The organism is Kineococcus rhizosphaerae (assembly GCF_003002055.1).
In the GTDB taxonomy this organism is placed as follows: domain Bacteria; phylum Actinomycetota; class Actinomycetes; order Actinomycetales; family Kineococcaceae; genus Kineococcus; species Kineococcus rhizosphaerae.
Map to the genome: position 1 here is coordinate 528,965 of NZ_PVZF01000001.1, position 19,398 is coordinate 548,362.

At 71.4% G+C, this 19,398-nt stretch carries 16 protein-coding genes and 1 pseudogene; 6 read left to right on the forward strand and 11 right to left on the reverse strand.

The genetic code is table 11. The features are described from left to right. Positions 1-185: 185 nt before the first annotated feature. A pseudogene (fdh, locus tag CLV37_RS02600) lies at positions 186-3,425 on the reverse strand (formate dehydrogenase); the annotation flags it as partial. An 84-nt stretch (positions 3,426-3,509) separates the two neighbouring features. Here fdh and CLV37_RS02610 point away from each other — a divergent pair. Continuing rightward, a complete protein-coding gene (locus CLV37_RS02610) occupies positions 3,510-4,334 on the forward strand; it encodes an aldo/keto reductase (protein ID WP_106206647.1) in 825 nt (274 codons plus the stop codon). After that, entirely contained in the window at positions 4,331-5,380 is a 1,050-nt protein-coding gene (locus CLV37_RS02615; RefSeq protein ID WP_106206649.1) for a permease, read from the forward strand. Before CLV37_RS02610 ends, CLV37_RS02615 begins: the two co-directional genes overlap by 4 nt. 5 nt (positions 5,381-5,385) lie before the next feature. Here the strand turns inward: CLV37_RS02615 and CLV37_RS02620 are convergent, their stop codons facing one another. After that, the gene (locus CLV37_RS02620) at positions 5,386-5,775 is read right to left on the reverse strand and encodes a hypothetical protein (RefSeq protein ID WP_106206651.1); all 390 of its coding nucleotides are present in this window, start codon (positions 5,773-5,775) and stop codon (positions 5,386-5,388) included. A gap of 302 nt (positions 5,776-6,077) precedes the next feature. Here CLV37_RS02620 and CLV37_RS02625 point away from each other — a divergent pair, with 302 nt between their 5' ends. Further along, positions 6,078-6,797, forward strand: coding sequence for a TetR/AcrR family transcriptional regulator (locus CLV37_RS02625; RefSeq protein ID WP_170127014.1), 720 nt, complete (start codon positions 6,078-6,080; stop codon positions 6,795-6,797). Positions 6,798-6,927: 130 nt separating this feature from the next. Here CLV37_RS02625 and CLV37_RS02630 read toward each other — a convergent pair whose 3' ends face one another. The 9 genes from CLV37_RS02630 to CLV37_RS02670 all read right to left on the reverse strand — a co-directional run bounded on the left by CLV37_RS02630 (position 6,928) and on the right by CLV37_RS02670 (position 15,563). After that, positions 6,928-7,722, reverse strand: a complete 795-nt coding sequence (locus CLV37_RS02630; protein WP_106206655.1) for an SDR family NAD(P)-dependent oxidoreductase — start codon at positions 7,720-7,722, stop codon at positions 6,928-6,930. Position 7,723: 1 nt separating this feature from the next. After that, positions 7,724-9,031, reverse strand: coding sequence for an acyl-CoA dehydrogenase family protein (locus tag CLV37_RS02635; RefSeq protein WP_106206657.1), 1,308 nt, complete (start codon positions 9,029-9,031; stop codon positions 7,724-7,726). Beyond that, a complete protein-coding gene (locus CLV37_RS02640) occupies positions 9,028-9,858 on the reverse strand; it encodes a DUF8021 domain-containing protein (protein ID WP_106206659.1) in 831 nt (276 codons plus the stop codon). Before CLV37_RS02640 ends, CLV37_RS02635 begins: the two co-directional genes overlap by 4 nt. Further along, on the reverse strand, positions 9,858-11,363 hold the full coding sequence (locus CLV37_RS02645) for a benzaldehyde dehydrogenase (protein WP_106206661.1): 1,506 nt from the start codon (positions 11,361-11,363) through the stop codon (positions 9,858-9,860). The genes CLV37_RS02640 and CLV37_RS02645 overlap by 1 nt, the downstream gene beginning before the upstream one ends. Before the next feature lie 119 nt (positions 11,364-11,482). Then, complete coding sequence (locus tag CLV37_RS02650) at positions 11,483-12,019, reverse strand: nuclear transport factor 2 family protein (protein WP_170127015.1); 537 nt, start codon at positions 12,017-12,019, stop codon at positions 11,483-11,485. A 141-nt stretch (positions 12,020-12,160) separates the two neighbouring features. Then, a complete protein-coding gene (locus tag CLV37_RS02655) occupies positions 12,161-12,952 on the reverse strand; it encodes an ATP-binding cassette domain-containing protein (protein ID WP_170127016.1) in 792 nt (263 codons plus the stop codon). Further along, entirely contained in the window at positions 12,949-13,989 is a 1,041-nt protein-coding gene (locus CLV37_RS02660) for an ABC transporter permease (protein WP_106206665.1), read from the reverse strand. The genes CLV37_RS02655 and CLV37_RS02660 overlap by 4 nt, the downstream gene beginning before the upstream one ends. Before the next feature lie 6 nt (positions 13,990-13,995). Further along, positions 13,996-14,946 (reverse strand): sugar ABC transporter substrate-binding protein, encoded by a 951-nt coding sequence (locus tag CLV37_RS02665; protein ID WP_170127017.1) that lies wholly within the window; start codon positions 14,944-14,946, stop codon positions 13,996-13,998. Positions 14,947-15,131: 185 nt separating this feature from the next. Then, on the reverse strand, positions 15,132-15,563 hold the full coding sequence (locus tag CLV37_RS02670; protein ID WP_211298309.1) for a nuclear transport factor 2 family protein: 432 nt from the start codon (positions 15,561-15,563) through the stop codon (positions 15,132-15,134). A 369-nt stretch (positions 15,564-15,932) separates the two neighbouring features. Between CLV37_RS02670 and CLV37_RS02675 the strand changes: the two genes are divergently transcribed. Genes CLV37_RS02675 through CLV37_RS02685 form a run of 3 tightly spaced genes read left to right on the forward strand, consistent with a single transcriptional unit; the run spans position 15,933 to position 19,346 of the window. Next, a complete protein-coding gene (locus CLV37_RS02675) occupies positions 15,933-17,570 on the forward strand; it encodes an FAD-dependent monooxygenase (RefSeq protein ID WP_211298310.1) in 1,638 nt (545 codons plus the stop codon). A 19-nt stretch (positions 17,571-17,589) separates the two neighbouring features. Continuing rightward, positions 17,590-18,522 carry a VOC family protein gene (locus CLV37_RS02680; protein ID WP_211298311.1) on the forward strand — a complete coding sequence of 311 codons (933 nt, stop codon included), beginning with the start codon at positions 17,590-17,592 and terminating at the stop codon, positions 18,520-18,522. Further along, a complete protein-coding gene (locus CLV37_RS02685) occupies positions 18,522-19,346 on the forward strand; it encodes a fumarylacetoacetate hydrolase family protein (RefSeq protein ID WP_106206671.1) in 825 nt (274 codons plus the stop codon). The genes CLV37_RS02680 and CLV37_RS02685 overlap by 1 nt, the downstream gene beginning before the upstream one ends. The last annotated feature ends 52 nt before the right edge of the window (positions 19,347-19,398 follow it).

Here is a 19,398-nt window from a genome sequence, read left to right on the forward strand (position 1 = left end):
GGGTGCGCGTCGAGCACCACGGGGTCGACGCCGTTCTGCTGGGGCTCGCCCGGGCGCGAACGGGTGTCGTGGCGGACCCCGACGACCTTCTCGAGCAGGTGCTCGTCGTGCCCGGCGCCCACCTCCGTGGCCCCGCCCTCGGCCAGGTCGGCCACCCCCCGCCCGCCGCGGGCGATGAGGTCGGCCGTGACGGCCACCGACCCGGAGGTCATGGTGACCCCGCCCCGGACCCGGTACTCGTCGATCAGGTCCAGGACCGCGCCACCGCGCGGGCGACGGCCCGGCAGCACGTCGCAGGTCCCGGCCTTGAACTCCTGGATGTGCACGTTCGGGTCGAGCGTCAGGTGCATGAGGTCGTTGACGACGTCCCCCGTGGTCAGACCGCCCTGGCCCCAGTGGTACGGCAGCCAGATCTGGTGGACGAGCTGGTTCTGCACCTTCAGCGGCGCGAGCCGGTCGGTGACCAGCACCCGCGCCTCCACCACGGCCCGGGCCGTGACCACGTGCGCCCAGCCGAGGTGCTCCAGACCGCGCAGCCGCGCCAGTTCCGGGGAGACCTCCATGAACAGCGCCGGTTGCAGCTCGGCGAGGTACGGCAGGTAGCGGCTCATGCCGCCGGCCGTGTGGTGCTCGGTGAGCCGGGACGTGAGCCACACGAACGGGAAGATCTGGCTGCCCAGTTCGGGCGGGGACGGGTGCACCTCGTTGAGGTGGTTGGTGTAGATCTCCCGCGCCGGGTTGGCCTGCTGGGTGTAGACGGCGTTGCGGAACGGCGACTCGGCCGGTTCGTAGTGCGCCGGCAGCGGACCGTCGACGACGCCCTTGGGCGCGTACAGCCAGCCCTTGCCGTCGCTCTGCATGATGAACGGGTCGTCGCCGGCGATGGCCTCCACGCCCGTGGCCCCCTCCGGAGGACGGTACGACGGGGGTTTGGTCGCCTCGAAGTCGGCGGTGTCGTCGCCCACCCAGCGCTTCGCGTCCTCGTCCCACCACACCAGCGCCTTGCGCTCGCTCCACGGCTTCCCGTCGGGGTCGGCCGAGGCCCGGTTGTAGAGCACGCGCCGGTTCATCGGCCACGCCCAGCCCCACTCGGGGGCGTGCAGGGACTGCTCGCGACCGGGTTTGCGGCGCGCGGCCTGGTTGACGCCGTCGGCGTAGACCCCGGAGTAGATCCAGCAGCCGCTGGACGTGGACCCGTCCGCCTCCAACGCGGTGTACCCCGGCAGCAGGCCGTCGGGACCGTAGCCGTTGATCTCCTTCAGCACGTCCTCGGAACTGGGTTCCTGTTCCGGCCCGTGCACCGGGTAGTCCCAGGCGAGCTTCAGCAGGAGCTGGTCGCGCGGGTCGGTGGAACCGGCCAGCTTCTCCCGCATCCGCCGGCCCAGGTGGTAGAAGAACCACAGCTCGCTCGTGGCGTCGCCCGGCGGGTTGACCGCCTTCTCGCGCCACTGCAGCAGCCGCTGAGTCTGGGTGAACGTGCCCTCCTTCTCCACGTGGGAGGCGGCGGGCAGGAAGAACACCTCGGTGCGGCACTGCTCGGAGACGATCTCGCCGGTCTCGACCTCGGGCGCGTCCTTCCAGAACGTCGCGCTCTCGATCATCACCAGGTCGCGCACGACGAGCCAGTCCAGGTTGGCCATGCCCAGCCGCTGGGCGCGGCCGTTGGCCGAGCCGACGGCGGGGTTCTGCCCCAGCAGGAAGTACCCGAAGATCTTGCCGCCCTCGATCATGTCCATGACCTGGCTGTACGTGCCGTGGTCGCCGCTGATCTTGGGCAGGTCGTCGAACAGGTAGTCGTTCTCGGCCGTGGCGTTCTCACCGAAGTACGCCTTGAGCAGGCTCACGGTGTACGCGTCGGCGTTGGCCCAGAAGCCCTTCTGGTTCTGACCCTTGATCGCGTCGACGTAACCGGCCAGGTCGGGGTGCCGCTCGGCGTGCGGCATCTGCAGGTACCCCGGCAGCAGGTTGTACAGGGTCGGGATGTCGGTCGAGCCCTGGATGGAGGCGTGGCCGCGCAGGGCCATGACCCCACCGCCGGGCCGGCCCATGTTGCCCAGCAGCAGCTGCAGGATGGCCCCGGCCCGGATGTACTGCACGCCCGTGCCGCGCTGGGTCCAGCCGACGCTGTAGACCAGCACCCCGGTCTTGTCCCGGCCCGAGTTCGAGATCCACGCCTCGGCGAGCTCCTCGAACAGGTCCTCCGGGATGCCGCAGACCTCGGCCACCATCTGCGGGGTGTAGCGGGCGAAGTGGCGCTTGAGGACCTGGTAGACGCAGCGGGGGTCCTGCAGCGTCTCGTCGCGCTGGATGCTCCGGTGGTCGACCGCGGCGCCGCCGGACCCGAGGGCGTGCCCGGACTCGCTGTCGCTGGACTCGGCGGTCTCCTCCTCCTCGTCCCCGTGGTGCTCGGACCCGGCGTACTGCCACGACTTCGTGTCGTAGGAGCGCGTCTCGTGGTCGAACCCGGAGAACAGGCCGTCGAGGTCCTCGGTGTCGCCGAAGTCCTCGCTCACCAGGTGCGAGGCGTTGGTGTACGCCACGACGTACTCGCGGAAGTCGCGCTCCTGCGTCAGGACGCGGTTGATGACCGCTCCGAGCAGGACGATGTCCGTGCCCGTGCGGATCGGGACGTACGTGTCCGCGAGCGCGCTGGTGCGCGTGAAGCGGGGGTCGACGTGGAAGACCTTCGCGCCGCGCGCCTTGGCCTCCATCACCCACTGGAACCCGACCGGATGGCACTCGGCCATGTTCGAGCCCTGGATGACGATGACGTCGGCATTGCTCAGGTCCTGCAGGTCACCGGTGGCTCCACCGCGACCGAACGAGGCACCCAGACCGGGCACCGTGGCGGAGTGTCAAATGCGGGCTTGGTTCTCGACCTGGATCGCGCCCATGGCCGTGAACAGCTTCTTGATGAGGTAGTTCTCCTCGTTGTCCAGCGTCGCACCACCGAGGCTGGCGATCCCCATGGTGCGGTTCAGCCGCCGACCCTGGTCGTCGCGGTCCTGCCACCCGCGCCGCCGGGCGTCCAGCACCCGGTCGGTGATCATGTCCATCGCGGTGTCGAGGTCCAGGTCGGTCCACTCGGTCGCGTAGGGCGCGCGGTAGCGGATCGTCGTGACGCGCGAGTCGCCGTTGACGAGCTGCTCGCTGGCCGAACCCTTGGGGCACAACCGCCCGCGCGAGTGCGGGGAGTCCGGGTCGCCCTCGATCTGCACGACCTTCTCGTCCTTGACGTACACGCGCTGGCCGCAGCCCACGGCGCAGTACGGACACACCGACTTCGCGACGCGGTCGGCCGTGGCGGTGCGCGGCGTCAGGTACTTCGAGCGCGCCGACTGGGTCGCGGCACCGCGGCCCAGCGGGTCGTCGCCCGTCAGCTGCCGGTAGACCGGCCACCCCTCGAGGAACGTCTTCAGACCCACGTCCGGGAACATACCCCCGGATCGTCCCCGCGTGCGCGGTGGACCCGCCGGGACCAGGATTCCCCCGTGACTGTTCCCACCATCATGCTCAACGACGGACGCGATATCCCCCAGCTCGGCTTCGGGGTCTTCCAGATCCCGCCGGCCGAGACCGCGGCCGCGGTCCGCACGGCCCTGGAGGTCGGTTACCGCCACCTGGACACCGCGCAGATGTACGGCAACGAGGCCGAGACGCTCCAGGGCGTCCTCGACTCCGGTGTGCCGCGCGAGGACGTGTGGATCACCAGCAAGCTCAACAACGGCGCCCACGAGCCCGACGCGGCCCGCGCGGCGGTCGACTCCTCCGTGGAGAAGCTGGGCGGTCCCATCGACCTGTACCTCATCCACTGGCCGCTGCCCACGCTGTACGGCGGTGACTTCGTCTCGACGTGGAAGGTGCTCGAGGAGGCCCGCGCCGACGGCCGGCTGCGCTCCATCGGCGTCTCCAACTTCCAGGTGCCGCACCTGCGCCGCCTGGCCCAGGAGGCCACCGTCGTGCCCGCCGTCAACCAGATCGAGGTGCACCCGTACTTCGGCAACGAGGAGGTGCGCTCCTACTGCGGTGAGCACCAGATCGGCGTCGAGGCGTGGTCGCCCATCGCCCAGGGCAAGGTCCTGGACAACCCCACCATCACCGCCGTCGCGGACCGGCTGGGCAAGACCCCGGCGCAGGTCGTGCTGCGCTGGCACGTCGAGCGCGGCGACATCGTCTTCCCGAAGTCGGTGACGCGCTCGCGCGTGGAGGAGAACTTCGACCTCTTCAGCTTCGAGCTGACCGAGGAGGACCTCGCGCTCATCACGGCCCTGGACCAGGGCGCCGACGGCCGCATCGGCGGGCACCCGGACACCATGGACTACGTCCCCGCGTGAGTTCCCCCCTCGTCCCGACGCGCCGCCGCACCCTGCTGGGTGCGGCGGCGTTCGCCGTCCTGGTCGTGCTCCTGCTGCTGTGGGCCAAGTGGGCCCCCTACACCGCGCGGGTCGGGGAGCTCGTGGGGTCGCGGGCGTGGTCGGGCAGCTCGGTCGTGGCCGCCGCGGGGATCACCCCGGGGTCGGGCCCGAGCCTGACCGCCGGGTGGGAGTTCACGAAGGTCTACGCCCTCGCGGTGTGGAAGGCGCTGGTGGCCGGGCTCGTCGTCGCCGCCGCCGTGCAGACCCTCCTGCCGCGGCGGTGGCTGCTGTCCCTGCTGCGCCGGCGGCGGGACACCTCCAGCGCGCTGGTCGGGGGGCTGCTCTCCACTCCTTCGATGATGTGCACCTGCTGCACCGCGCCCGTGGCGAACGCCCTGCGGCGCAGCGGCGCACCGACGGCGGGCGTCGTCGCGTACTGGCTGGGCAACCCGCTGCTCAACCCCGCGGTCCTGGTGTTCCTGGCCCTCGTGGCCCCGTGGCCGTGGGCCGCGACCCGGCTCGTCGTGGGGCTGCTGGTCGTCGTCGCCGGCAGCGCCCTCGTCGCCCGGGTCGCCGGTGGTCGGGTCCCCGCCGAGGCGGCCGAGCAGGTGCAGGACGCGCACGACGGCGGACCGCGACGCTTCCTGCCCGTCCTGGCCCGCACGGCCGCCTGGCTCGTCCCGGAGTACCTCGTCGTCGTCCTGCTGGTGGGGACCTTCGCGGGATGGCTGTTCCCGCTCGGGGAGTCCGCCCGGTCCTGGGGCGTGCTGGCCGTCCTCGTCGCCGTCGTGCTCGGGACCCTGCTGGTCGTGCCCACCGCCGGTGAGGTCCCCCTGGCGCAGGGGCTGGCGACCGCCGGGTTCGGACCCGCCGTCGTCGGGGCCCTGCTCATCGCCCTGCCGGCCGTGAGCCTGCCGTCGGCGGTGATGGTGGTGGGCGCGCTGGGGCGGCGGGTCGTGGGGTGGACGGTCCTGGTGGTGGCCGCCGGTGCCGTCGTCGCGGCCGGGCTGCTGTCCGTGCTCTGAGGGTGTCAGGCCCAGCTGACGACGGGCACCCGGTGCCAGCGGACGCGTTCGACCTGCGCGCCGCGGTGCTCCCCGTCACGGGCCACGACCCGCGCGTCGACGAGGCAGCGGTCGGCCCCCAGCAGCACGACGGCCACGGCCGCGGCCTGACCGGGGTGCGCGAAGCTGCCCCACCGCGAGGCCACCGTTCCGCGCTCGTCCACCAGCTCCACGTCGCACAGCTCCTCCTGCGTGCGGTGGGCCAGGTGGTGGCGCACGTCGGGCAGGGCGTCGACGTGCACGGGCAGCACCATGACCAGTCCACTGCCGTCGCGGACGTACAGCCGCGGGTGCGTGGTACCCGCGTCCTCCAGGGCCACCGTGAGCGGTCCGCGTCCGATGCGCTGCTTGGCCATCGTGTCCTCCCCTGAGGTCTGGTCGCCCGCGGCTTCGCGGGCGCGGTGATCAGCCTGCTCCGCGGGGCTGGGTGCACTCCAGGGGGGACCTGGGAGTTCACCGGATCCGGGAGACCCGTGGCGCGACGGCCGCAGCGAGGTGAGGTGCGTCACGCAGCGACCGGCGGTCCGGTACGGTCGCACCCCCGAACTGCACTCCGAGTCCAGTACGCTGTACCGACAACCGGCACGGTCAGCGGCGACCGGCGCCGACTCGCCAGACCGGGGTGGCTCCGCCACCGCGGCGACACGGGAGGTCACCCTTGAACGAGCACCGCTCGGCTGCTCCCCCACGTCCTCGCGGGCGCGCTTCGAAGCGAGAGGCGATCCTCGCCGCGTCCGTCGAGCTGTTCAACTCGCAGGGTTACGAACTCACCTCGATGGACGCCGTGGCCGCCCGGGCAGGCGTTTCGAAGACCACGGTGTACGCCCACTTCGGGGACAAGCTGGCTCTCTACCACGCCATGGCGGAACGCGCCGTCACGATCCTGGACGTCGACTTCGACCAGCTGCGGGGCGACGACTCGCTGACCACCTTCGGCAAGCTGACCACGCTGGCGACGATGCTCGTCGAGTCGCTGACCTCGGAGACGTTCATCGCCTTCCACCGGGTCATGATCCTCGAAGCGCGGGACAAGCCGGACCTCACGAGCAGGCTCGTCCCCGGTGCCCCGCACGTCGTCGACGTGGTGATGGCGATCCTGCACGAGGACGCTGTGCGCCTCGGTTACGAGATCCGGGACGTGCACGCCCACGCTGCGCTCTTCGTCCGGATCGCGGCGGCGACCTTCGAGGTCGACGCGTTGCTCGACGCCGACTTCCACCCCGACGACGAACTCGTGAGCCGGCACGCGGCCTGGGTCACGCACATGTTCCTCAAGAACGTGCGGCCCGTCTCGCTGTGGGAGGCCGACGGGGACCTGACGACGGCACCTCCCGCACCCGACTACCTGTGGCTGGCCGAGCGCGTGCACCGCGACTGAACCCGACCCGGTCCGTGCCCCCGGGAGCGCGGGCCGGCAGGCCGCCGGGCTGGAGCGGCACCACGCACGCGCCGACACCCCGGTGCGGCACGCCGCCCGGGGTGTCGGCGGTCGGTACGCCTATCCGCGTTCAGACCCCGGCGTCGACGACGACGTTCGTGCCGGTGACGAAGTCGGCGCGCGGGCTGGCGAGGTAGGCGATCGCCCAGGCGATGTCGTCGGGGCGGCCGATGCGCGGCACGGCCTGGCGGAAGACCTCGGTGGCGATCTCCTCCTCGGCGTCGCGCCAGTCGGCTGCCCCGATCGAGGCGGCCGCCTTCATCAGTTCCACCTCCGAGTCCGGGGTGGCGATGATCCCGACGCTGATCGAGTTCGCGGTGACCCCGGTGCCGCCGAGTCCCTTGGCGAGGCTGCGCGCGTAGTTGATCTCCGCCGCCTTGGCGCTCTGGTAGTCGGCGAACATCGGCGGCTGGTGCAGGGCGACGGCGCTCGCCACGTGGATGACCCGGCCCCAGCCGCGTTCGACCATCCCCGGCACGAGGCGCTGCGTCGCCGCGACCGCACTGACGAGGTTCAGGCGGTAGGTGGCGAGCCACTGCTCCACCGGCGTCTCCCAGACGGGCTCGGGGCTGAAGCCCCCGGACCGTCCGCCGGCGTTGTTGACGAGGATGTCCACGCCACCGGCGGCGACGACCTCGTCGAGGAGCGCGGCGGTCGCGGCGGCGTCGGTGAGGTCCCCGGTGACGGTCTCGGCGGTCCCGCCGGAGCTGCGGATGCGCTCGGCGACAGCCGTCGTCCTGGCCTCGTTCCGGCCGTGGACGACGACTGTCGCCCCCTCCTCGGCGAGGCGGAGGGCGATGCCTTCCCCGATGCCGGAACTGCTGCCCGTGACGAGGGCGCGCTTGCCCTGGAGTCCGAGGTCCACGTCAGTCCTTCCCCGCTCCGGCCAGTACCGGAGTGCGCTCGTTGGCCTTCTGCACGCCCGGCGTGCCGGCCATCCCCCCGGTCGCCTTCGACACCCCGAAGATGTCGCGGCCGGCGAGCTCGGCGGACGGGTCGAGACGGTTCGACCCGTGCGTGAGCGCCACCCGGACATCGCGGGCGTACCGCTGGATCGGGTTGCTGAGAGCGACCGTGGCCGAGCCGATCGCGAACTGGATCTGCTCGATCGCCTGGCCGGCGAGGTTGCCGGCGTAGACGAAGTCCATCTGCAGCGCGGTTTCCTCAGCGGCCGTGAAGGGTTCCCCCGCCTGCGCCTTCCGGTCGATGACGTCGGCCTTGGCGAGCACGAGCTCACGAGCGGCGTTGATCATGGAGCGCACCTTGCCGGCGACGATCTGCGTCCCCGGCGTCTCCTGCAGCGAGGGGTAGTCGAGGGTGAACGGCTTCTTGTTCCGCGTCTGCTCGAGGAAGCAGTCGAAAGCACCCTCGGCCATGCCGACGGCGATGCCCATCGTCTCGAGGGTCACGATGATCATGAGACCCCGCGCGTCCATCGACAGGCCGAGGCCCTCGTACTTGGTGCGCACCGCGTCGAGCCGGTCGGTCAGTTCGGCGAGGGGGACCACTCGCGAGTCCGGGACGAACACGTCCTCGGTGATGGTCACGCTGTTGCTCGACGAGCCGGACAGGCCCATGACGTGCCAGTCGTCGACGATCTCGTACTGCCCCTTGTCCAGGAGGACGGCGAGACGGTCGAACCCACCGTCGGGCTGTTCGACCCCCACGCCGACGACCATGTGGGCCGCGTGCTTGCTGCCGCTGCCGAAACCCCACTTGCCGCCCGCTGCGACGACGTGACCGCCCGGCACCTTGGTCGCACGCTGGATGCGGTCGGAGAAGAGCGAGGCGCTCGCGACGATCGGGCCCTCCCACGTCTTGGTCTTCTCGAAGACCTCGGCGACCGTCTCCTCGGGGAAGGTCAGCACGACGCGGGTGAAACCGCTGGAGATCATGGTCTGCCAGCCGGCGGAACCGTCCGCGCGGGCGACGGCGAGGATGATCTCGGCGAGGTCGCGCGCCCCCAGGGCCAGACCCCCGAACTTCTCGGGGATCGAGAGGCGGAAGACGTCGAGCTCGGCGAGCGCGTTCAGGGTCGCCGGCGGCAGGCAACCGAGCTTCTCGCCCTCGCGGGCCGCGGCCCGGATCTGGGGCACGAGAGCCAGGACACCGTCACGGATCTGACGGCCGGTCTCGGTGCTGAGGGGGGACTCGTGGATCGTGGACGTGGTCATGATGCTCCTTGTGCGACGTGCCAACCGCTCGTGGTACCGAGCGGGAGGATCTCCCGGACTTCGTCGAAGATCCGGATCTCGTGGTCGACGACCTTGAAGACGACTCCCATGTAGAAGGACCCGCAGTCCGGGCGCCCCTCGACCGGGTGGAAGTCGGCGACGACGACGCTCACCACGAGGCCGAGCTCCACGTCGACGACCGGGTACCGGCGGTCCGCGACCGTCGGTCGTGCCGGTCGGGTGCCGGCGATGATCGAGGCCACCGAGTGCACCGCCTTGTCGGGCGACAGCAGCAGCTCGAGGTTGTTCGTGACCTTCTTGCCGTTGTGGTACGAGTCGCAGCGGTACCCGACGGGGACCAGGCTGGGATCGCCCTGCTCCATCGCCTCCCAGTAGCTGTCGGCGATGCGCACCAGCTCCGCGGCGTCGCTGCGGCGGCCGGGGGGAACGGGTGCGGAGTAGATGACGTCCGGTTTCTCGAGCTCGTCGACCGCGTTGAAGAAGCCGGTGCGTCCCGTGCTGACGATCGCCTCCGCCTCGGTGACGAGGTCGCCGTCGAACCGCAGGCGCAACGCGAAGGCGTCGTGACCGTCGTCGAACTCGGCCAGCCCGACGACGACGGCCTGCCCACCCCGGTCGTCGGTGAAGACCTGCACCCCGGTGAACGAGTTCGCCCGGGCCAGGCGCCCGCCGTCGACCGGCACGTCCCGCCCGTTCTCGGTGGAACGGCACGATGTCGAGCGGCCGGTGCCGTCGACGGTGAGCCGGTGCAGGAACTCCGTCGCCCGTTCGTCGAGCGGGACGGCCGGGGCGGGCGCCGCGGTCATCAGAACGGGTAGGCGGTCTGCGTCGGGCGGTAGGTGATCCACTGCCACTCGGTGAACTCGTCCCAGTTCGTGGTGCTGCCGAAGCGGGAACCGTTGCCGGAGGCGCCCATGCCACCCATGGGGATGGTGGCGAAGTCCGCGATGGTCTGGTCGTTGATGTGGATCATGCCGCTGCGGATGCGGTTCGCGATGGCCCACCCACGCTCGAACGAGGAGGTGTAGACGGAACCCGACAGCCCGTACTGCGTGTCGTTGGCGATGCGGATCGCGTCCTCGTCGTCCTCGGCGATGACGACCGGCGCGACCGGGCCGAAGATCTCCTCCTCGTAGGCGCGCGTGCCCGGCTGCACGTCGACGAGGACGGTGGGTGCGTAGAACAGGCCGTCGTGGGTGCCGCCGGTCGCCAGTCGCGCGCCGGCCGACACCGAGTCGGTGACGATGCTCTGGACGCGGTCGACCTGCTTGGAGTTGATGACCGGGCCGATCGGGGCACCGGTCCGGAACGGGTCGCCGACCTCGAGGCGCTTCGCGCGCGCCGTGAGGATCTCGATGTAGTCGTCGGCGATGCTGCGCTGCACGATGTGCCGGCCGGACCCCATGCAGATCTGACCCTGGTGGAAGAAGGACCCGAAGGCCCCGGCCGAGGAGGCGGCGTCGAGGTCGGCGTCGTCGAGCACGATGAAGGGCGACTTGCCGCCGAGCTCGAGGGAGACCTTCTTGAGGTGCCGGCTCGCGAGCTCACCGACGTGGCGCCCCACGGCCGTGGACCCCGTGAAGGTGATCAGCCGGGGTTCGGGAGCGGTGACCAGCGCCTCACCGGCGTCGGCACCGCCGGGCAGGACGTGGAGCAACCCTTCCGGCAGGCCCGCCTCGGCGAGGACCTGGGCGATGACGACGCCCCCGAGGACGGGGGTCTGCAGGTCCGGCTTCAGCACGACGGCGTTGCCGAGCGCGAGGGCCGGGGCGACGGAGCGCAGGGCCAGCACGAGCGGCATGTTCCACGGCGTGATGACCCCCACGACGCCGACGGGCACGCGCCGGGCGAGCCAGAGCTCACCCCGGGCGGCCGGGGAGAGGACCTGCCCCGCGGGTTCGGTGAGGATCGCGGCGGCGTGGTGCAGCTCCGCGATCCCGGCCTGGAACTCGAAGCCGACGTTGGCGGACGTCCCGCCCTTCTCCCGCATGTCCCAGTCCGAGAGCTTCGCCCGGTGCTGCTCGAGCAGACCTGCGGCGCGGCGCAGGACCGCGGCGCGCTCCTCCACGGGGGTGTCGGCCCACGCGGGCTGCGCCTGCGCCGCCCGCCGGGTGGCCGCGAGGACGTCCTCGGCGTTCGCGAGGCCGACGGTGGCGAGCAGAGCGCCGGTCGCGGTCTCCGTGACCTCCAGCTCGCCCCCGCGCGGGCTCACCCACTGCCCGTCGAAGATCCGGCCGGTCCAGATCGAGGGGGCGAAGATCCCGTCGTCCTCGAAGAGGTCCGTCACGCCGGACCTCGTGGTGATCGTCATGGTGGGCGCTCCTCCGCGTCGATCGCGACAGGCGCGCGCCGGCGCCGTGTCGTCGGGTTGGGGTCGTGCTGGGGGGTGGCCGGGACCGCGTCCCGGCGGGTGCCGGTGGGACCTGCCCGCTACTCGGCGGTCCCGGTGAACTCGTGCTTGGAGAAGCTGTGGTCCATGGGGAGTACCTCGACGTCGCCGGTCGGCTTCTCCCCGACCCACGGGATGTGCTGCTCGCTGACGAAGGGCACGGGGTGGACCTCCTTGAAGTACCACCGGCCGTCGATCTTCGTCAGGAGGTTGTCCCAGTAGCCGATGCCGAAAACGAACGTCGCCATGTAGTCGACCGCGTACTGGGGAATGTGGAAGAAGGCCCGCGCGCGCACGTCGTCGCCCTCGGGAGTCAGCTGGAGGTGGCTCAGCAGGTGCAGGCGGCCGAAGAACGCGTTCTTGCGCCCGTACCAGAGGTGGTAGATCTCGTTGGCGATCGCCTCGTGGCCGACGTTGCGCACGCCACCCACGGAGGACAGCCAACCGTCCTCGGTGAAGCACTCCAGGAAGTTCTCGGTGTCACCCGTGTCGAGAGCCCACGCGTAGCGCGCGAACAGTTCCTGGATCTTGAAGCGGTCTTCGACCGAGATCTCGTCGTAGTAGACCTTGTCTGCCATTGCTCGTCTCCTCATCGAGATGCACTGCGGAACGTCGTGCATCGCAGACGCCCGAACTGTACTGGACTGAACTGTACTTAGAGTCCAGTTCACTGTCAACGGCGGCGCCGGCCCCCTGCGGGAGCCGGCGCCGCGGGTTCCTCAGACGTTCTGGGCCTGGGCCTCGTAGCCGGCCTGGACGCTCGCCCCCGTGATCCAGGAGACGACCTGGTCCTTGTCGGTGTCCTTCGTCCGGACGTCGGCGACCTTGCGCCCGCGGTTCAGCACGACCATCCGGTGCGCGACGCTCTCCGCCAGCGGCAGGTTGTGCGTCACGACGACGATCGCGGTCCCCCGCTCGGCGAGCCGCACGATCAGGTCCTCCACGAGCGCGGTCTGCTCGTGACCGAGGGCCGCGGTGGGTTCGTCCATGAGGAGCACGCCCCCCTGCCCGAGGCGGGCGGCCGCCCGGGCGATCGCGACGACCTGACGCTGTCCACCGGAGAGCATCTCCACCGGCCTGGTCACGGGGGCGGTCCGCACACCGAGGGCGTCCAGCTCCCGCTGCGAATCGGCCCGCATCGCCTTGCGGTCGATGAAGCCGAGCCAGCCGAGCACGCCCCGCCGCACCGGCTCGAGGCCGAGCGAGAGGTTCGTCGCGATGTCCATCGCGTCCACGAGCGCGAGGTCCTGGTAGACCATCTGCACGCCCGCCTCGGCGGCGTCCCGCGGCCCCCGGAAGGCGTGCTCGGTCCCGTGCACCCGGATGGTCCCCCCGGTGGGGCGGTGCGCCCCGGACATCACCTTGAGCAGGGTCGACTTCCCGGCGCCGTTGTCGCCCAGGAGGGCGACGACCTCACCCGGCGCGACGCTGACGCTGACGCCGTCGAGGGCCCGCAGGAAGCCGTAGTGGACGCTGATGTCCGCGAGTTCGAAAGCCGGTCCCGTCGTCACGACCGTCGCCCCCTTCCGGATCCGCCGCCGGACTGCAACAGCCGCGAGATCGAGTCGCTGGTGCCCTTGTTCAACGCGAGCGCACCGATGAGCAGCACCCCGGTGGCGATCGTCGCCCAGTAGGTCTGGACCGCGGAGATCAGCAGGCCGGCGCTGATCGTGGCCAGCACCACGGTCCCCAGGAACACCTTCGGCAGGCTGCCCCGGCCGCCGGTGAAGGGGACGCCGGCCAGCGCGACGGCGGTGAGGGCCGTGAAGATGACGCCGGTGCTGGCCCCCGGCTGGGCGATGCTGATGTACGAGGCGTTCACGATGCCGCCGACCGCCGCGCAGACGGAGGAGATCACGAAGGCGAGCACCCGGTAGAAGTTCGTGCGCAGCCCGACCCGCCGCGCGCCCTCGACGTTCCCCCCGACGGCGAGCAGCCTGGTGCCGACCCGGGTGTACTTGAGCATGACCGTCAGGGCGAGGAAGAGCGCCACCGCGATGTAGACCGGGGCGGGGATCCCGGCGTACCGCTGGGTCCCCAGGAAGGACAGCTGCGTCAGGCCGGTGATGTCGACACCGCCCGCGAGGACCAGGGCCGCCCCGGTGAGCACGCTGAGCATGCCGATGGTGACGATCAACGGGTCGAAACCCCGGATGGTGATGAGGCCGTTCACCGTCCCGACGACGACCCCGACGAGGAGTCCGACGACGAGCGCGCACCAGACAGGCACCCCGGCCTTCACCAGCAGCGCGACGCCCACCCCGACCACGGCCGCCGTACCGGGGACCGAGAGGTCCAGGACCCCGGTCATCACCCCGATGGCGAGGCCGGCGGCGAAGAGCGACGTCAGCGCGGCCGTGTTCAGGACGCTGACCCCCGTGCCCACGGTGAAGAAGTACGGCGCCCCCGTCACGCTGAACACGGCGATCAGGAGGACCCAGAGGATGAGCAGCCCCTGGTCCCGGACGAAGATCAGCGCGGTGACCCGCGGGGGCAGCCGATGGCTGTCTCCCCCCACGTGCACGGTTGCCGGTGAGATGACTGCCATGACCGCCTACTCGGTGATGGTGAAGGGGATGTCGAGGACGGCGCCCTCGGCCTTCGGATCGGCGATGACCTTCTGCAGGGCCTCCCACCCCGCGGGCACGGCCCCCAGGAAGTCCCACGCGACGATCGAGGTGATCTCGCCGGCCTTCTGCGCGGTGACCGCGTCCGGTCCCCCACCGCCGAGGACGACGCAGTCGGGCTTCTCGCCGTCCGCCTTGTACGCGTTGATCGCGCCGAGAGCGCCCTCGTCGGTCAGGGCGATGACGACCTTCGCGTCGGGGTGCGCGATGAGCAGCTGCTTGGTCTGCGTCTGGGCGGTGGCGATGTCGGCGACCTGCGCCTGCCCCACCACGTCGACGGAACCGCTGAACGCGGCCTCGGCCGCCTTCTTGGACTCCGCCGTGCCGGGCAACGTGTCCGGTCCGCTGAGCAGGAGCGCCTCGGGGTTCTGGAGCCCCTTGTCCGTCACGCACTTCGTGACCTGCTCGCCGAGGGCCGTGCCGAACTTGGCGAAGTTCGGCCCCTGGAAGACGACTCCGGGCTGAGGGCCCGAGAAACCGAGGTCCCCCGGAACCGTCTGCACGAGGATCGGCACGCCGAGCTGCTGAGCGTGCTCCACGAGCGGTTTCGTCGCGGGCCCGGCGACGGGAGCCACCCACGCGGCCTTGACGCTGCCGTTGTCGAGGGCCTGGGTGACCTGCTGGATCTGCGTGGACGCGTCGTAGTCGCCGTCGATCAGGTCGTACCCGTACCCAGCCCCGGTCACGGTCCCCTTGAGCTTGTCGCCGGTCTGCGCGAGCACCGGGATCTGCACGCTCGTGGGCGAGTACGCGACCCTTCCCTTCGCCGACGCCGAGCCGCCACCGGTGGCCGACGTGGCACCGTTCGCGCAGCCCGTGAGGGCCAGCAGCGCGGCGCCTCCGAGAGCGACGACGGCACGTCGGGATGAGTTCTTCATCGAGTCTCCTCTGGGCTGCGTTGCCCGGCTCTTCATCGCTTCGAGACTGAACTGCACTGAACTGTACTGAGGGGGGCAGGCCCTGTCAACGAACCCGGACGCCCCCCGAGGCCGGCGGGACGACCCGCTCCCCGGCGCCTCCCCCACGGGTGGGGAGAACGGCCGATCGGACGCTCAGCCGGGACTCAGAGCCCGAGCCCGCCCCGGGTCTTGGGCGCGGCGTCCCAGTGCTCGGCCAGGCGACCGTCCTCCACGCGCCACAGGTCGAACCAGTAGCTGCGGTACGTTCCGCCCGGGTTGTCCGGGTCGGGCAGGTCGCGGCTGATCATCTGCACGACGAAGTCACCCTCCGCGACCATCACCGGGGGTTCGGGCGACGGCCGCATGGCCGCCCTCGCCGCGGCGCCCGCCTCGGACTTGGCGAACGCGATGATCGCGTCGGCTCCGGAGGGGATGTCCGGGTTGTGCTGGACGTACTCCGGGGTCACGTAGTCACGGGCCTGATCGGCCCGGTCGGGGTCGAGGAGCAGTTCCATCAGTTTCAGCACCGTGGCCTTGTTGGCCTCGAGCCTGTCGGCCTCGGGGTCGTTCCCCGCTCGTTCGTCCTGCACCACCACGTCGATCTCCTCCTTGAAGCGGTCGGTCGCGCCGGCCGCACGAACGTCGTCGCGCGTCGCCCACCCCCGCGACGGCTGGAAACTGCACCTGACCGTACTGCGCCGGTTCCGCGGTCCACGCGGACGGCTCCGTGCCCCCCGTGCGCGGTGACGGGGTCGAGGTTCCCGGACGGCCGGCGCCGCCGGCAGACCCGTTCAGGTGGTTCGGCGCCGGCGACGCGGACGTCCGCGACCCACCCCCGCGACCCTCGCCGGGGTTCCGGTGACCTCTTCCGTAGCGTCCCACTTCTCAGGTACGGTTGTCCATCATTCAGGACAACCGAGTCGGACGGGTGACCCCCGGCTCTTCGAGGACACGAGGACGTGACCGTGGGCAACCCGTCGGACCCCCAGGTCCTGATCGTCGGCGCCGGCCCCGTCGGCATGACGGCGGCGGTCCTGCTCGCCGCCCAGGACATCCCCGTCCTGCTGGTCGAGAAGAACCTCACGACCGCGGACGAACCGAAGGCCATCAGCCTCGACGACGAGTCGTTGCGGGTCTACCAGCGCGCCGGCGTCGCCGACCGGGTGCTCTCGGTCATCGTGCCGGGCACCGGAACCACCTACTACGGTGCCGACGGGACGAAGTTGTTCCACGGAGGCGCGAGCGTCCCGTTCCGCGTGGGCTTCCCGTTCAAGAACCCCTTCGCCCAGCCCGACCTGGAACGGGTCCTGAGGGCCGTCCTGGAGCACCACCCCCTGGTCGACCTGCGCTTCGGCACCCGCATGCTCGAGCTCTCGCAGGACCGCGACGGCGTGAGGGCCCGGCTGCGCGGCCCGCACGGGGACGAGCACGTCGCCGCCGGCTACGTGCTGGGGGCCGACGGCGGCCGGTCGCACACACGGTCCCAGCTGGGCATCACCATGCAGGGCCGCAGCCACGACGACGTGTGGCTGGTCGTCGACTGCACCGGGGACCACCACCGCGAGCGGTACGGGATGCACCACGGCGACCCCCGGCGACCGCACGTCATCGTCCCCGGGCTGGACGGGCGGTGCCGGTACGAGTTCCGGCTCCTCCCCGGCGAGGGCGGCCCGACGGACTCCCCGTCCTTCGAGCTCATCGAGCGGCTCCTGCGGCCCCACCGCCCGATCACCCCGGACCAGGTGGAACGGGCCGTCGCGTACCGGTTCCACGGCCTGAACGCCACCACCTGGCAGAACGGCCGGGGTTTCCTGCTCGGCGACGCCGCGCACATGATGCCCCCGTTCGCCGGCCAGGGCCTGAACTCCGGCATCCGCGACGCGGCGAACCTCACCTGGAAGCTCGCCGCGGTCCTGCGCGGTGAGGCGGACCCCGCGCTGCTCGACACGTACACGCCCGAGCGGCGCCCGCACGCCGACGCGGTCATCCGCAGTTCCGAACGGCTGGGCCGGGTGGTGATGACCACCCATCCCCGCGTGGCGGCCCACCGCGACGCCGTCGTCCGTCGTGCCCTCGACACCGAACAGGGACGGCGGTTCTTCGAGGGGATGGGCTACCGGCCGAGCACGCGCATCACCCAGGGCCTGGTGGGCGACCCGGCCGGCCACCCGCTCACCGGGTGCACGCTGGGACGCCCCACCGTCTTCGACTTCCGCCGGCACCTGCTGGTGCCGCTGGACGACCTGAGCCCGGACCGCTGGACGCTCGTGGGCTCCGGCATCGGGCACGACCCCGGCGGCAGGGCGTGGCGCACCGCACTGGCCGCCGTCGAGGACCTGCGCGTGCAGGCGGTCGACGTCCCGCTGGACGACGACGTCCACCCGCGCCCGGACGAGGTCGCCATCGCCCTGGACGTCGACGGGCGCCTGCAGGACGAGTTCGGCCCGGCCCGGGGCCGGTTCGTGCTCGTCCGTCCCGACCGGGTCGTGGCCCTGGTCGCCGAACCGACGGACTTCGCCGCCGCGGTCAACGCCGTGGTGGCCCCCTTCGCGCGGGGGCACCTCGCTCCCGCCCGGTCGACGCCGAACCCGGCCGACCGCTGACCTCCCGAGAGGAACCCCCGTGGAACGACCGCTTCGCGTGACCCTGGCCGAGGGTGCCGCGGCCGGTGCCCTGCACCGGACCGCCGTGTCGCACATCGGCTTCTCCGTCCCCGACCTGACCGCGGCGGTGGACTTCTACACGCGCGTCCTGGGGATGGCCCGCCACCGCGACGGCGCGGGGGGTGACGTGCGCCTCGGCTGGGGCGCCGGCCACCACGTCCTGTCGCTGCGCGAAGGACCGCAGACCCTGACCCACTACGGTTTCGAGGTCCGTGACGAGGACGGGCTGGACGGCATCCGCGAGCGCCTGGGCGAAGCCGGAGTCGACCACCACGACCTCGACGCGGATTGGGTCGACGAGGCCGTCGGCCGGCCGGACGGGATCTCGGTCACCGACCCCGACGGGAACACCGTCCACTTCCACTCCCCCGTCCGCCGGCACGGCGAGAACGCCGCCGACCCCGGCCGGCGGCCCATCAAGTTCCAGCACACCACCGTCGGGACCGCCGACCTGGCCCGGCTGGTCGGGTTCTTCGTCGACGTCGTCGGGTTCCGCATCTCCGACCAGCTGGCCGACGGCAGGTTCGCCTGGCTGCGCAGCGACAAGGACCACCACACCCTGGCGGTCGTCGAGACCGGCCGCGGCGGGGACATCGACCACTACAGCTACGACCTGTCCGAGTGGGAGGACTTCAAGTCCTGGTGCGACCGGCTGACCGAGCTGGACGTCCCGGTGACCTGGGGACCGGGACGGCACGGGCCGGGCAACAACCTGTTCGTCTTCTTCGACGACCCCGCCGGCAACCACATCGAGCTGTCGGCGGAGATGGAGAAGTTCTACGACGACCGCGTCCAGTACGTCCCCCGGCGCTGGACCCCGGCGCCGCAGACGGTCAACCTCTGGGGCGGGCAGACCCCGACCTGGCGCCGCACGAGCGAGAGCAGCATCTGATGGCCTGGGTCAGCTACCGCCGGGACGGTCAGGACGGCGTCGGCGTGCTGGACGGTGACCACGTCGTCCCGCTGCGCGGGCTGAGGCGCATCGACGCGACGACGGACGTCGAGGCCCTGCTCGCCGCCGAGCCCGACCCCGCGAGCAGGACCGCCGTGGCGGAGGTGGAGCTGCTGCCGGCCTCACCGGCGCCCTCGAAGGTGTTCTGCGTCGGCCTGAACTACGACGAGCACGTCAACGAGACCGGCCGGGAGCTGCCGACGTACCCGGTGCTGTTCCCCAAGTACGCCTCCAGCCTCATCGCGGCCGACCGGGACATCCCCGTCCCCCCCGAGTCGCACCAGGTCGACTACGAGGCCGAGCTCGCCGTGGTCGTCGGCCGGCCCGGCCGGCGCATCGCGAAGGCCGACGCCCTGGACCACGTCCTGGGCTACTCGGTGGCCAACGACGTCACGATGCGCGACTACCAGTACAAGACCCACCAGTGGCTGCAGGGCAAGGCGTGGGACGGGTGCACGCCGCTGGGGCCCTGGCTGGTGCGTCCCGACGAGGTGGACCTGCGCCGCGCCGGCATCCGCACCGTCGTGGACGGCGTGACGGTGCAGGAGTCGGACCTGTCCAAGCTGATCTTCGACGTCCCCACCCTCATCAGCGTCGTCTCCGAGTTCACGGCGCTGAACACCGGTGACGTCATCCTGACCGGTACTCCGGGTGGGGTGGGGTACCGGCGGGACCCGCAGCTCTTCCTGCACCCTGGGACGAAGGTCAGCGTCGAGGTCGACGGCGTGGGGCGGATCGACAGCCTCGTCGTCGCCGAGCGCTGACCGGTCGGGGTGGCAGGCTGAGCCGCCCCGGACCGGGCACGAGGGCAGGAGG